Raw genomic sequence first — 14,985 nt, forward strand, 5'->3', positions numbered from 1 at the left:
TCATTCGTTGTCCCATTCGGTGGCAAGATCGTCAATTTCTTCCTGGCTCAGTTCGAGCAGCGGCAGGTCGGACGGGGTGTGGCCGCCCGCGTCACCCCGCCGCACGTGCGTGACCAGGCCCCGCAGGGCCTCGGTCCACAGCTCGGCGAGTTCTTCCACGTCCTTCCTGTCGATCCAGTCCGCCGGGAAGGTCCACGTGGCCTCCAGCCGCGGGCCGGCGGGCAGGTCGTACGTGACGGCGTTGATCTCCAGCGGGTGCCCCACGGCCAGTCGCGGGCGGGGGGCCGCGGGCGGCGCCTCCTCGCCGGCGCGCTGGATCCGGCCGAGGTAGTTGAAGCCGATCTGCGGGGCGGGCAGCCCGGCCAGCCGGGGCGCGGTGCCGGGGTTGAGGTGGCGCAGCATCCCGAAGCCGATGCCGTTCTCGGGGACGGCGCGGAGCTGCTCCTTGACCCGCTTCATGGCCAGGCCGACGGCCGGCTCGCCGGCGCGGACGGCCGCCCAGTCGGCCGGGCCCGGGTCGACGGCCACGGGGAAGAGGCTGGTGAACCAGCCGACCGTGCGCGACAGGTCGACGTCGCCGGCGATGTCCTCGCGGCCGTGCCCTTCCAGGTCCAGCAGGACGGCGGTCGGTGCCGCCAGGGCCGCCGCGCGCCGGGACCGCCACTGCGAGACGGCGAGCCCGAGCCCGGTGAGCAGGACGTCGTTGACGCGCCCGTGGAAGGCCGCGGGCACGCTGGTCAGCAGCGGTTCCGTCACCTCGGCGGGCAGGGTCACGCGCACGTCGGCCGTCCGGTCGGAGGTGTCGCGCACCGGGTCGAGCGGGCGGCTGCCGAGGAGGGGGTCCGGCGTGGCGAGCACGTCGGTCCAGAACGGGAGCTGCGCCTCCCTGGCCGGGTCGCCGGCCAGCTCGCGCAGGCGACGCGCCCACCGGCGGAACGAGGACGGCACCGGGTCCAGCTCGACCGGCTCGCCGGCGGCCAGCGCCGTCCAGGCGGCGTGCAGGTCGGGCAGCAGGATCCGCCAGGAGACGCCGTCGACGACCAGGTGGTGCAGCACCAGCAGCAGCCGGCCCTCGCGGTCCGGGCCGTGGTCGAACCAGACGGCGCGCACCATCACGCCCGCGTCCACGTCCAGGCCGGCCACGGCCGCGTGCCCGTGCCGGGCGAGCGCGGCCTCGTCGAGCCCGCCCCCGTCCAGCCCGCCGCCGTCGAGGCCGGTCGCGTCGAGGCCGGTCGCGTCCACCCGGCGTACGCAGGTCGCGGCGTCGAGGGCGCCCTTCTCCGGCACCGTGAGCCGCCACTGCCCGCCGGTCCGCGACAGCCTCATCCGCAGGGCGTCGTGGTGGTCGAGCAGCGCCTGGAGCCCCTGGGTGACCAGGTCCAGGCGGACGCCCGGGGGCGTGGGCAGGAACGCCGACTGGTGGTGGGCGTCGATCGAGCCGTGCCGCTCGGCCAGCCAGGCGATGATGGGCGTGAGCGGCACGTCGCCGACGGCCTCCGCGGGGTCCTCGGTGACCCCGGCCGGAGCGGGGCGCATGGCTGCGGCCAGCGCCTCCATCGTCCGGTGGGTGAAGACGTCCCGGGGCGTCAGCTGCCAGCCCGCCCGGTGCGCCCGCGCCGCGAGCTGGATCGTCATGATGCTGTCGCCGCCGAGCTCGAAGAACCCGTCGTCGAGGCCGACCCGCTCCAGGCCGAGCACGTCGGCGACCAGGCCGCACAGCAGCTCCTCCTGCGGGGTGCGGGGGGCGCGGTGCGCGGCCAGGTTCCGCGACCACGGCTCGGGCAGCGCCCGGCGGTCGAGCTTGCCGTTGGGGGTCAGCGGGATCGCGTCGAGGTGCATGACCGCCGACGGGACGAGGTAGTCCGGCAGCAGGGCGGCCAGGTGAGCGCGCAGTTCGTCCGGGCTCGCCGCCTCCCCCGCCGGGACGACGTAGGCGACCAGGCGCTTGACGCCCGGCTGGTCCTCGCGCGCCACGACGACGCTGGTGGTGACGTCGGCGCGCTCGTTCAGCACCGCCTCGACCTCGCCGGGCTCGATCCGGAAGCCGCGGATCTTGACCTGCTCGTCGGCGCGGCCGAGGAACTCCACCTGCCCGTCCTCCCGCCACCGGACGACGTCGCCGGTGCGGTACATCCGCTCGCCGGGCGCGCCGAACGGGCAGGGCACGAACCGGTCGGCGGTCAGGTCCGGCCGGTGCAGGTAGCCGCGCGCCAGCCCGTCGCCCGCCAGGTACAGCTCGCCGGGCACGCCCACGGGCATCGGCTGGAAGTGCTCGTCCAGCACGTACACGTGCGCGTTGAGCAGCGGCGTGCCGATCGGCGGGGCGGCGCCGGGCGGCGCGGCGGCGACCAGCGCGGCCACGGTGAACTCGGTGGGGCCGTAGGCGTTGAACATGCGGCGCCCGGGGGCCCAGCGGGCGACCACCTCGGCGGAGCACGCCTCCCCCGCCGTGACCACGGTCTCCCAGCTCGGGTACGGGCGCTCGGGCAGCGTCGCCAGGACCTGGGGCGGCAGCACCGCGTGCGTCACGCTGGCGCCGTCGATCAGCTCGGCGAGCCGGTCGCCGCCCAGGCAGTCCAGCGGGCGCAGGACGAGCGCGGCGCCCGCCGCCCACGCCATCAGCATGTTGGCGACGGAGGCGTCGAACCCGAAGGAGGCGAACTGCAGCACCCGTGACGTGCCGGTGATCCCGTACCGCTCGATGTTGTCGGCGGCCAGGGACGCCAGCCCGCGGTGGGTGACCACGACGCCCTTGGGCGTGCCGGTGGAGCCCGAGGTGTAGATGACGTAGGCGGGCTGGTCCAGCGCGATCGGCGGGCGCGGCTTGTCCGCCGTGGCGGGGACGTCCTCGATCGGCACGACGGCGTGGCCGTCCGGGACGCGGGCGGCCAGGCCGGGCGCGGCCAGCACGAACGCGGGCTCGGCGGCGGCCAGCACCTGGGCGATCCGCGCGTCCGGGTGGTCCGGGTCGATCGGGACGTACGCGGATCCGGACTTGGCGACGGCGAGGAGCGCCACCACCAGTTCGACGGAGGCGGGGGCGAGCACGGCGATCAGCCGTTCGGCGCCCGCGCCGCGCTCGATCAGCGCCTTGGCCAGCCCGTTGGCGCGGGCGTCGAGCTGCGCGTAGGTCAGCTCGGTGTCGCCGAGGACCAGCGCCGGCGCGCCGGGGGTGCGGGCGGCGGCGGCCTCGAACAGCTCGGGCAGCGTCCGCGCGATCCCGGGCCGGGCGGTGTCGTTCCAGCGGACCAGGACCTGATCCAGCTCGCCGTCCGTGAGCAGCGCGGTGTGGCCGAGCGGCCGGTCGGGATCGGCGGCGACGGCGGTGAGGAGCCGGCCCAGCAGCGTGGCCAGCCGCCGCGCGGTGGCCGCGTCGAACAGGTCGGTGGCGTAGTTCAGCTCGCCGCTCAGGCCGGCCGGGTCGCCGGTGGCGGTGCGGTGCTCGGTGAGCTGGACGAGCAGGTCGAACTTGGCCACGCCCTCCTCGAACGGCACCGGGGCGACGTCGAGGCCGGGCAGGTCGAGTGTGGCGTGCTCGTCCGGCGCGAGGCTGAGCATCACCTGGAACAGCGGGTGGCGGCCCGCCGACCGCTCCGGCGCGACCAGGTCGACCAGCCGTTCGAAGGGCAGGTCCTGGTGGGCGAAGGCGCCGAGGTCGGTCTCCCTGACCCGCGCCAGCAGCTCGCGGAACGACGGGTTGCCCGAGGTGTCGTTGCGCAGCACCAGCGTGTTCACGAAGAACCCCACCAGGTCGGAGAGCGCCTGGTCGGTGCGGCCGGCGACCGGGGAGCCGATCGGGATGTCGGTGCCGGCGCCCAGGCGGGTGAGCAGCGCGGCCAGCCCTGCCTGCAGCGCCATGAAGAGGGTGACCCGGTGCTCGGCCGCGACGGCGGCCAGCGCCCGGTGGGTGTCGGCGTCGACGCGCAGCTCGGCGGACGCGCCCCGGTGCGACGACACGGCGGGGCGCTGCCGGTCGGCGGGCAGCGCGATCTCGTCGGGCAGCCCGGCCAGCGTCTTCGACCAGTACGCGACCAGCTCGTCGGCCGAGTCGAGCACCTCCCGCTGCCACAGGGCGTAGTCGGCGTACTGGACGGGCAGCGGCTCCCATCCGGGGGCCGTGCCGCGCACGCGGGCGGAGTAGGCCGCCGCCAGGTCGCGGGCGAGCGGGCCCATCGACAGGGCGTCGCCCGCGATGTGGTGCACGACGATGAGCAGCACGTTCTCCTCGGCCGACAGCCGGAACAGCCGCGCGCGGACGGGCAGCTCGGTGGCCAGGTCGAAGCCCTCTGCGGCCGCCTCGGTCAGCACCGCGCGGAGCCGCCCGGGCTCGACGTCGGCGCACGGCAGGTCGATCGCGGCGTCCGGCACGATCTCCTGGCGCGGCACCCCGTCCACCTCCGGGAACACCGTGCGCAGGCTCTCCTGCCTGGCCAGCACGTCCGCGAACGCCTGCCGCAGCGCGCCGGCGTCCAGCGGCCCGGTCAGCCGCAGCGCGGCGGGGATGTTGTAGGTCGCGTTCGGGCCCTCCATGCGGTTGAGGAACCACAGCCTGCGCTGCGCGAACGACAGCGGCAGCACGTCGGGCCTGGCCACGGGCCGCAGCGGCGGCTGGACGCGCCCGGACGCCTCGGCCAGGTGCCCGGCCAGCGCGGCGACCGTCGGCGCCTCGAAGACCAGCCGGATGGGCAGCTCCACGCCGAGCACGGCGCGCACCCTGGACACCAGGCGGACGGCCGACAGCGAGTTGCCGCCCGCGTCGAAGAAGCCGTCGTCGACGCCCACCCGCTCGACGCCCAGGACCTCGGCGAACAGGTCGCACAGCACCTGTTCGCGGGGCGTGCGCGGCGCGCGGCTGACGACCGGGGCGGCCGCCTCCGGCGCGGGCAGCGCCCGGCGGTCCAGCTTCCCGTTGGCCGTCACGGGCAGCCGGTCGATCACCATGATCACCGACGGGACCATGTAGCCGGGCAGCCGCCCGGACACGAACCCGCGCAGCTCGGCGACGTCCGTCTCCGGGGCGGCCACCACGTACGACACGAGCCTCGGGTCGGCGCCGCCCTCCAGGACGGTCGCCGCCTCCGCGACCGCCGGGTGCGCGGCCAGGGCCGAGGAGATCTCGCCCAGCTCGATCCGGTAGCCGCGCAGCTTGACCTGGTCGTCGGCGCGGCCGAGGAACTCCAGGGTGCCGTCGGGGCGCCACCGGCCCAGGTCGCCGCTGCGGTAGAGCACGCCGCCGTCGCCGAACGGGTCCGGCACGAACCGCTGCGCGGTCAGCGCGGGGTTGCCGAGGTAGCCGCGCGCCACGCCCAGGCCGCTGATGTGGATCTCGCCGGGCGTGCCGACCGGGACCGGGGCGCCGTGCCGGTCGAGCAGGTGGACCCGGCCGTCGGCCAGCGGCCTGCCGATCGGGTTGCCCGCGCCCGGCTCCAGGTCGGCCTCGGTGATCCGGTGGAACGTGGTGTGCACGGTCGTCTCGGTGATGCCGTACATGTTCACCAGGGCCGGACGGGACAGCCCGAACCGGGACGTCCACGGCCGCAGCTCGGCGATCTCCAGCTTCTCGCCGCCGAACACCACGTAGCGCAGGGCCAGCCGGTCCAGCCGGGGGTCGCCGTCCCTGGCCAGGGCGACGAGCGAGCGGAACGCCGACGGCGTCTGGTTCAGCACGCTCACCCGGTGGCGGACCAGCAGGTCGACGAAGTCGTCCGGGGAGCGCACCTGTTCGAGGGACGGCACGACGACCGTGCCGCCGTGGAAGAGCGCGCCCCACAGCTCCCAGACGGAGAAGTCGAAGGCGTAGGAGTGGAACAGGGTCCACACGTCGCCGAGGCCGAAGTCGAAGTGCCGCGCGGTGGCCTCGAACAGGCTCGTGACGTTGGCGTGGGTGACGCCGGTGCCCTTCGGCCGTCCGGTCGAGCCCGAGGTGTAGATGACGTAGCACAGGTCGCCGGCCGATCCCGGCGCGGCCGGGGCGGTGCCGGGGTAGCCCGACACGTCGCCGAGGACGAGCGCGCCGCGCAGGTCCGCGGCGCGGCCCTCGTCGGTGACCACGATCGGCGCGCCGGAGTCGGCCAGGATGTAGTTCACCCGCTCGTGCGGCTGCTGCGGGTCCAGCGGCAGGTACGCGGCGCCGGACTTGAGCACGCCGAGCAGGGTGGGCACGAGGTCGGGGCCCCGGTCGAGGCACACGCCGACCAGCGTCTCCGGCCCGGCTCCCAGCTCGATGAGGCGGTGGGCGCAGCGGTTGGCGCGCCGGTCGAGCTCGGCGTAGGTCAGCTCGGTGCCGCCGGACACGACGGCGACGGCGTCCGGGGTGCGCGCGGCCTGCCGCTCGAACAGCTCGTGCACCCGCGCGGCCGGCGCGGTGATCTGCTCGTCGCCGCTGAAGGCGGCCATCAGCGCCTCGTCGCCGTCGGGCAGGAACGTGGCGACGGCGTCGCCGCCGGGGTCCGCCGCCATCGCGGCGAGCACCTTGCGGTACATCTGGGTCAGCCGGTCGGCGTCGGCCCTGCTGATGACGCTGGTGTCGACGCTGATCCCGATGTGCCCGACGCGCACCGCCACGCCGAGCGGGAACTCCGTCGGGCTGTCGTCGATGCTGGCCAGGTAGTCCACCAGCCCGGTGTCGACCTGGTGGAAGTCCAGGTAGACGAACATGGTGTCCAGCAGCCGCCCGCCACCGGCCAGCTCCTGGATCGCGGGCATCGGGAACTGGCGGTGCCGCCACATCGTGCGCTCGCCGGCGAAGGTCCGCTCGACGAGGTCCCGCCAGGTCCGGGCGCCGGTCTCGTGGGCGAACGGCAGCGTGTTGAGGTACATGCCGTACACGTGCTCCGCGCCGGTCACCTCGGGCCTGCCGTGGAACACCACGCCCGCCAGGAACGACTCCTCCTCGGTGAGCTGGCTGAGCACCTTGAGGTGCGCGGCCAGCAGCACGCTCTTCATCGGGGCGCCGGCGGCGTCCGCCAGCGCGCGCAGCCCGGGCTCCAGGTCGAGGAAGGAGACGACGGCCGTGTGGCTGCTCCGCTCGGCCTCGCCCGTTCCGGGCGTCACGGCGAACTTCGGGTGGCCGCGGACGATGTCGCGCCAGTAGCCCCGGCTCTCCTCCGACTCCAGCGAGCGCAGCTCGGCGGCGATGAAGTCGGCGTAACGCAGCCGGGGGGCCTCCCACGGCTCCGGCTCGGCGCCGTCGCGCAGCCGCCGGTAGCAGCCCAGCAGGTCCATCAGCATCGAGTGGTGGCTCCAGCCCTCCATCACCGCGTGGTGCTCGGTGACCGACAGCCACCACGAGCCGTCCGCGCAGGTGTGGGCGGCCAGCCGGATCAGGCACGGCCGGCCCAGGTCCTCGAACGGGCGGGCCCGCTCGGCCTCGACGTAGGCGCGCATCGCCCGCTCGATGCCGGCGTCGTCGAGGTCGCCGAGGTCCGCCGTGGTGACGGACATCTCCGCCTCCCGGTGGACGAGCTGCATCGGCACGCTGTACGTGGTCATGTCGATGGCCGTGCGCAGCGCCTCGTGGCGGGCGACGAGGATCGCGGCCGCCTCACGGAACGCCTCGGGGGAGAACGGCGCCCCGTCGCGGATCCGGAACGACGTGGCGTTGTGGTAGACGCGCAGCTCCTGGTCGGCCATCATCTCGGCGACCATCCCGGCCTGCACCCGGGAGAGCGGGTACGCGTCGGCGACCCCGGCGGGGACCTTGGCCCGGTCCGCCGGCGAGATCAGCTCGAACGGCCGCACGTACCCCTGTTCGGGCGCGTCGTCCTGGGGCGCGCCGACGGCGGCGGCCAGCGCGGCGACGCTGCGGTGCTCGAACAGGTCGCTGACGCCGACGTCGAACCCGGCCTCGCGCAGCGCGCCCGCGAGCGCCACCGCGCGGATCGAGTCGCCGCCGATGTCGAAGAACCCGTCGTGCACGCCGACCTTGTCCACGCCGAGCACGTCGCTCCAGATGGCGGCGATCCGCTCCTCCACGCTGTCGCGCGGGGCCAGGTAGTCGCCCCGGGTGCCCAGCTCGGCGCGGCCGGGCGCGGGCAGGGCGGCGCGGTCGAGCTTGCCGTTGTTGGTCAGCGGGAAGCGGTCCAGCACGACGAAGGCCGAGGGGACCATGTACTCGGGCAGGTCGCGGGCGAGGAACTCGCGCAGCTCCGCCGGGGGCGGGACGTCGCCGCCGTCGCTGATCAGGTAGCCGACGAGCTGCTTGTCCCCGGCGGAGCCGCTCTCCCTGAGCAGGACGACGGCCTCGCTGATGCCGGGGTGCCGGGTGAGCACGGCCTCGATCTCGCCCAGCTCGATGCGGTAGCCGCGCAGCTTGACCTGGTGGTCGATGCGGCCGAGGAATTCGAGGCTGCCGTCGGGGAGCCTGCGGGCCAGGTCGCCGCTGCGGTACATGCGGGCGCCCGGGTGCGCGCCGAAGGGGTCGGGGACGAACTTTTCGGCGGTGAGCGCCGGCCGGTTGAGGTAGGCGCGGGCGACGCCGGGCCCGCCGACGTGGATCTCGCCGGGGACGCCGATCGGCACCAGGTTCCCCCACTGGTCCAGCAGGTGGACGCGCAGGTCGGCGAGCGGGCGGCCCACGGCGTTGCCGGCGCCCGGCCGCAGGTCGGCCTCGTTCACCTCGTGGTAGGTGGTGTGCACGGTCGTCTCGGTGATGCCGTACATGTTGACCAGGACGGGGCAGCGCAGGCCGAACCTGGCGACCCACGGCTCCAGCTCGGAGATCTCCAGCTTCTCCCCGGCGAACACGACCGCGCGCAGCCTCAGCCGGTCGAGGCCCGGGTGGCCCTGCCGGGCGAGGCCGACCAGGCCGCGGAAGGCCGACGGCGTCTGGTTCAGCACCGTCACCCCGTGCTCGGCCAGCAGGGCGAGCAGGTCCTCGGGGGAACGGGTCACCTCGCGGGGCGGCACGACGAGGGTGCCGCCGTACAGCAGGGAGCCCCACAGCTCCCACACGGACACGTCGAAGGCGTAGGAGTGGCACAGGGGCCACACGTCGGCCGCGGAGAAGCGGTAGTGCCGCTCGGCGCTCCGCAGCAGCCGGACCACGTTGGCGTGGGACAGGCACACGCCCTTGGGCCGCCCGGTCGAGCCGGAGGTGTAGATGACGTAGATCAGGTCGTCGGCCGTGCCGGGGACGGCGAGGTCGTCGCCGGAGTGGCCGGCGATAAGCTCGCGGTCCCGGTCGACGTCCACGATCGTGCCCTCGTAGAACCCGGCGACGGTACGGGCGCGGGCGGTCGAGGTGACGAGCACGGGGGCCGCCGCGTCGGTGACCATGAAGCCGAGCCGGTCGGCCGGCTGGGCGGGGTCCAGCGGCAGGTAGGCGGCGCCGCACTTGAGGACCGCGAGCAGGGCGGGGACGAGGGCGAGGTCGTTGTCCAGGCACACGCCGACCAGCGAGCCGGGCCCGGCGCCCAGGGCGCGCAGGTGGCGGGCCAGCCGGTTGGCCTCGGCGTTGAGCTGGGCGTAGGTGAGCCGGGTCTGCCCGAACACCACGGCGGTCGCGCCGGGGGTGCGGGCGGCCTGCCGTTCGAACAGCTCGTGGACGCGGCCGTCGATGACCGGCTGCTCGGCGGCGCCGATCTGCAGCGCGCGCTCCTCGGCGCCGATGAAGTCGAGCGTGGCCGCCCGCGCGGCGGGGTCGGCGGCGACGGCCCGGAGGAGCCGGACGTAGTTGCCGGCCATGCGCGTCATGGTGTCCCGGTCGAACAGGGCGGTCGCGTACTCCAGCTTGGCCGGCAGCCTGTCGTGCTCGCTCTCGTCCACCAGGAGGGTCAGGTCGAAGCGGGAGAAGCGGGAGGAGCCGGGGATCGGCGCGACCGTGAGGCCGGGCAGCCGCAGCCCGGCCCGCTCGCCCTGCTGCAGGGTGAAGGCGACCTGGAACAGCGGGGTCCTGGACATGTCGCGCTGCGGCTGCAGCTCGTCCACCAGGAGGGCGAACGGGATGCCCTGGTGGTCGAAGGCGTCGGCGACCATGCCGTGGGCGTCGGCGAGCAGGTCCTGGAAGGCGGCGTCGTCGTCCCAGCGGGCGCGCAGGACGAGGCTGTTGATGCCGTAGCCGATCAGCTCGCGCAGCTCGGGGCGGGAGCGGCCGGAGACCATCGTGCCCACGGGGATGTCGGTCTTGCCGGTGTAGCGCGAGAGCAGCACGTGGAAGGCGGTCAGCAGGACGGTGAACAGCGTGGTGCCGCGGTCGCGGGCCAGGTCGCGGAGCCGGGCGGCCAGGTCGCCGGGGATCTCGAAGCCGAGGACGTCCCCGGCGGGGTCGCGGTGACTCGGCCGGGGCCGGTCGGCGGGCAGGTCGAGCGGCTCCATGCCGTCCAGGCGCTGCCGCCAGTAGCGGAGGTGCCGCTGGTGCTCGGCGTCCTGGGCGCGTTCCCAGGCCGCGTAGTCGGCGTACTGGACGGCCAGCGGGGCCAGCGTCGGCGGGCGTCCCTCGTGGCGGGCCGCGTACAGCTCGCCGAGCTCGGCGGTCAGGACGGCCAGCGACCAGGCGTCGCAGGCGATGTGGTGCAGGACGACGATCAGCGCGTGGTCGTCGTCGGCCAGCCGGGCCAGCGTGGCCCGGACCGGCCACTCGTGCTCCAGGTCGAACGGGACCAGCGCCTCCCGCTCGCTGAGCTCCGCGACGGCGGCGTCCCGGTCCTCGCGGGCGGACAGGTCCAGCGACGTCAGCCGCAGGTCGCCGGGGGCGTCGACGACCTGGACGGGCTCGGTCCCGGCCATGCGGTAGCGGGTGCGCAGGATCTCGTGCCGGGCGAGCACCTCCCGCCACGCCTCCACCAGGGCGGCCACGTCGAGCGGCCCGCGCAGCCGCCACGCGACGGGGACGAGGTACTCCGGGTTGCTGGTCTCCAGCCGGTTGAGGAACCAGAGCTGCTGCTGGCCGAACGACAGCGGAAGGCGCGCGTTGCGATCGGTCAGGGGTATGCCCGCGGCGGGTGATCCCCGGCGCGCTCGCCGGGCTTCAAGGCTCCGGCGGATCAGCTCCTCACGAGCGGAATTCGAGACTGGCTCGTTGCTCATCCCCGTTGCTCCCTAGACAGGTGGTCGGCCATCAGAGAACGAGCCTTGGATCAGCGCCTATACGGGCCCTATACGGGGGCGCCCGTCTCGCGGCGCAGGCTCGCGGGGCGCATGTCGGTCCACACGCGCCCGATGTGGGCGAGGCATTCCTCGCGGGTCCCGGTGAACCCTTCGGGTCTCCAGCCGGCCGGGAGAGCCCGGTCGGCCCACCAGATCGAATGCTGTTCCTCGTCGTTGAGCACGACGAGGAACGGGGCGGCGGTTGGCTGCTCGGTCATGGGGAACTCCTCGCTGCGCGGCGCCGGTGCGCCGGCGTGGTCGTCGCGAGGAGTCTCGACGCCTCCGCCATATCCGCCCTATACGGATGTCTCCTGATTCACTGGTCTTTCTTGATCACTGGGCCGGGGCGATCTCGCGGAAGCCGATGCCGTCCATCTGGATGGAGGCGGCCGTCATCCGGGCCAGGGCCGCCTGGCGGTCCAGTGAGGAGTCCTCCCGCACGGCGAAGTCCAGCGCGAGCGCGCGGACCAGCGGGTGGAAGCGGTACTGCGCGGACATCCCGTGCGTGCCGGGCACGCTCTCCAGCAGCCGGGCGTCCAGCAGCTGCTCGACCAGGTCGCGGGCCCGGGTGACCTTGGTGTCGAGGACGACGGCCGCCATCCACAGCGTGAAGGCGGGCACGTCGAGCAGCACGAGCAGCCGCAGGGCCCGCTGGGTGTCCGGCGCCAGCGCCAGGTAGCTGCGGCCCAGCCGGTCCCGGAGCGTGGCATCGGCGGCGCCCAGCTCCGCCAGCCGCTGCCGGGGGTCGGCCAGCCGCTGGGCGAGCTGGCCCAGCGACCAGTGCGGCTTGGCCACCAGGCGCATGCCGGCCAGGCGGACGCCCAGCGGCAGCCGGCCGCAGAACGCGGCGATGCGCGCGGCCTCCTCCGGCTCCGCCTGGACGCGGCCGGCGCCGATGATCCGGCCGAGCAGGTCGACGGCGTGCCGCTCGGCCGGCACGTACAGGTCCAGTGCCGGCATCCCGGCGAGCACCAGCCGCGCCCGGCCGGTCACCAGGACGGCGCTCCTCGGGCCCGGCGGCAGCAGCGGGCGGACCTGCTGCTCACCGGCCGCGTCGTCGAGCACCACCATGATCCGCTGGTGGATCATCCGGCTCCGGTAGAGGCGGACGCGCTCCTCGAACGAGGCGGGCACCGCCGAGGCGTCCACGCCGAGCGACAGCAGCATCTCGCCGAGCGCGTCGAACGGCGACACCGGGCGGGCCCGCAGCCCGCCGAGGTCGACGAAGAGCTGCCCGTCCGGGTAGCGGTCGAGGACCTGGTAGGCGACGTGGACGGCCAGCGCGGTCTTGCCCACCCCGGCCATGCCGCCGACGACCGAGCCCACCGTGACGCCCTGGCCGCCCTTGCTGCCGAGCGAGGCGCTGAGCTCGGCGGACTCCGCGGACCTGCCGGTGAAGTCGCCCACGTCGGGCGGGAGCTGGCCGGGGCGCAGGCGCGTGGTGACCGTAGCGCGCTCCCCGGCCGCGTCGAGCGCCGGGTCGCCGACGAGCACCTTGCCGTACAGCTCGCGCAGCTCCTGGCCGGGCTCGGTGGACAGGTCGTCGGCGAGCAGGCCGCGCAGGTCCTCGTAGACGTTGATCGCGTCGGCCTGCCGGCCCGAGCGGTGCAGGGCCAGCATGAGCTGGCCGCGCAGGCGCTCGCGCCACGGGTGCCTGGACACCAGCCCGGTCAGCTCCGACACCAGGCCGCTGTGCCGGCCCAGGAGCAGGTCGGCGTCGACGCGGTCCTCCAGGGTGGCGAGTTTGGCCTCCTCCAGGCGGGGCCGCTCCACGGCGGTGAGCAGGTCGGTGGCGCCGGACAGCGCAGGGCCGCGCCAGAGTGCCAGCGCCTCGCCCAGCACGCGCGCCGCCTCGCCCGCCGCTCCCTTCTCCAGCAGGTGCCTGCCCTGCCGGGTGAGCTTCTCGAAGACGAGCAGGTCCACCGCGTCCGGGTCGGCCTCCATGAGGTAGCCCGGCCGCTGCCGGGTGATGGAGACGCCGAGCTTCTGCCGCAGCCGCGAGACGTAGATCTGGATCTGCGCCTCGGAGGTGGTGGGCAGCTCCTCCCCCCACAGCATCTCCGCGATCCAGGAGTCCGACACGATGCGCGAGCGCGACAGCAGGAGGATCGCCAGCAGCGTACGGATCTTGGTGGCGCTGAGTTCGACCGGCCCCGACGCCCCGCTCACCGTTATCGGGCCGAGTATGCGAAAGTGCAGCACCCCATCACCTTTCATCACGAAGCTCGTCTCGGGTCGTCACCGGCGTCCGTGCCTGGCCAGCCGCCGGGGGATCACGTCGAAGGTGCGCGAGTCCTCGTGCCGGGCCAGCAGCTCGGCGAACATCACCTCGCCCGCCTCGCCCGCCGGCCGGGCGGGCGCCCCGAGGCGGGCGGCGATCCGGCGCAGGGCGACCCGCTGCCAGGCGGCGCCGAAGTCGCCGGCCCGCGCCGCCGTCACGCCCGCGCACGCGGCGGCGGCCAGCGTGAACGCGTACTGCTCGGCCAGCGCGAACGTGTCCGCCGAGGCCGTCACGGTCCGCTCGCCCGGCGGCAGCTCCTCGCAGCGCGTGCGCAGCTCGGCCAGCCGGTCGAGGAAGAACGCCCGCAGCTCGGCGTCCTCGATCCGCGACAGCGCGGCGGTCAGGCTGTCGCGGCCCCGCGCGTCCGGAGCCAGCCTGTCGAAGTCGAGCTCGGGCAGCGCGGAGCCGAGGTCGAACAGTTCGTCCGGCCCGGCGTCGGCGCGCAGCCAGCTCCGCCGCGCCAGCCGGGGCAACTGCGGGATGATCGTCGCCAGGCAGGCGGCGCTGCTCGAATGGGCCAGCGCGGCCACGGCGAGATCCCGGTGATACTTCTGGAAGATCCCGTAGGGGCCCTCCCGCAGGTACGAGCGCGCGCCGAGGATCGTGAAGAGGTCGTAGGAGGCCGAGTCGAGCAGGGCGCACACCACGTACTTGCAGGCCGCCGCGAGCACGCTGGTCTGCTCGGGCAGCAGGTGCAGGGCGCGCCCGGCCACCGCGCCGAACGCGTCGCACACCAGGAGGTCGGCGAAGACGCCCACCAGGCAGTCGCGGGTGACCGGGATGTCGGCCACCGGCCGGCCGTAGAGCACCCGCTCCCCCGCGAAGCTCAACGCCAGCCGGAGCTGGGTGTCCAGGGCGCCGAGCGCGATGGCGGGCAGCGCGATCCGCGTCACCTGGAAGGCGCGCAGCGCGGTCTCCAGGCCGGTGCCGGGCTCGCCGAGCAGCGCGTCCGCGGGCACCCGGCTGCCGTCGAACGCCACCCCGGCCAGCGGGGTGGCGCGCAGCCCGGACGTGTGGTGGCGGGGCAGGATGCGGTAGTCGCGGGTGCCGGCCAGGTCGACCAGCAGCATGGAGTGGCTGCGGCTGCCGGGATCGTCGCGGGTGCGGGCGAACACGGTGACGGCGCGGGCCCGGCCGATGTTGTTGATGAGCTGCTTGGTCCCGGTCATCACCAGGCTGTCGCCGTGCGCCTCGGCGCGCATCGACATGCGCGAGAAGTCGGCGCCGTGGGCCAGCTCGGTGAACGCCGCCGCCGCCCGGTCGCCGCCGAGCAGCCGCCCGGCCAGCCACGCGCGCTGGGCGGCGTCGCCCGCCGTCCACACCGGGACCGCGGCGATGAAGCTCGTCACCCCGTAGCCGATGCCCAGCGTGGGATCGCGCCTGAAGACCGCCCGCATCTCCTGGACGAGGCCGTTCACGTCGACGAAGGCGCCGCCGAGCGAGGCCGGGACGAACCGGTCGGCCAGCCGCGCCCCGTCGAGGACGGCCTCCCCGGCGGCCAGCAGCTCGCCCCGCTCGTCGGCGGCCAGGACCGCGGGGGGGCCCGGGGGGGGGGGGCACGGGGGGGGGGCCGGTGGCGGCGGCGGTCGTGGTGGTGGCGCTGGTGGTGGCGAACCTGC

4 protein-coding genes are annotated in these 14,985 nt (G+C 74.8%); all 4 read right to left on the reverse strand.

Annotated elements, in window-relative coordinates; translation table 11 throughout:
• Positions 1-11,025, reverse strand: coding sequence for an amino acid adenylation domain-containing protein (locus tag AB0G11_RS19995; protein ID WP_357587333.1), 11,025 nt, complete (start codon positions 11,023-11,025; stop codon positions 1-3).
• A 68-nt stretch (positions 11,026-11,093) separates the two neighbouring features.
• On the reverse strand, positions 11,094-11,303 hold the full coding sequence (locus AB0G11_RS20000) for an MbtH family NRPS accessory protein (RefSeq protein WP_357587335.1): 210 nt from the start codon (positions 11,301-11,303) through the stop codon (positions 11,094-11,096).
• Positions 11,304-11,418: 115 nt separating this feature from the next.
• Positions 11,419-13,254 carry a BTAD domain-containing putative transcriptional regulator gene (locus AB0G11_RS20005; protein ID WP_357587337.1) on the reverse strand — a complete coding sequence of 612 codons (1,836 nt, stop codon included), beginning with the start codon at positions 13,252-13,254 and terminating at the stop codon, positions 11,419-11,421.
• A gap of 69 nt (positions 13,255-13,323) precedes the next feature.
• Positions 13,324-14,985: acyl-CoA dehydrogenase (locus tag AB0G11_RS20010; protein ID WP_357587339.1), on the reverse strand; the 1,662-nt coding region annotated here is incomplete at its 5' end.

The sequence above is a fragment of the Nonomuraea sp. NPDC023979 genome (assembly GCF_040639085.1).
Taxonomy (GTDB): domain Bacteria; phylum Actinomycetota; class Actinomycetes; order Streptosporangiales; family Streptosporangiaceae; genus Nonomuraea; species Nonomuraea ceibae.

Excerpts from the sequence above, each read along its gene's own strand:
- AB0G11_RS19995 (WP_357587333.1), bottom strand. The coding sequence starts at position 11,025 with ATGAGCAACGAGCCAGTCTCGAATTCCGCTCGTGAGGAGCTGATCCGC.
- AB0G11_RS20000 (WP_357587335.1), bottom strand. The coding sequence starts at position 11,303 with ATGACCGAGCAGCCAACCGCCGCCCCGTTCCTCGTCGTGCTCAACGAC.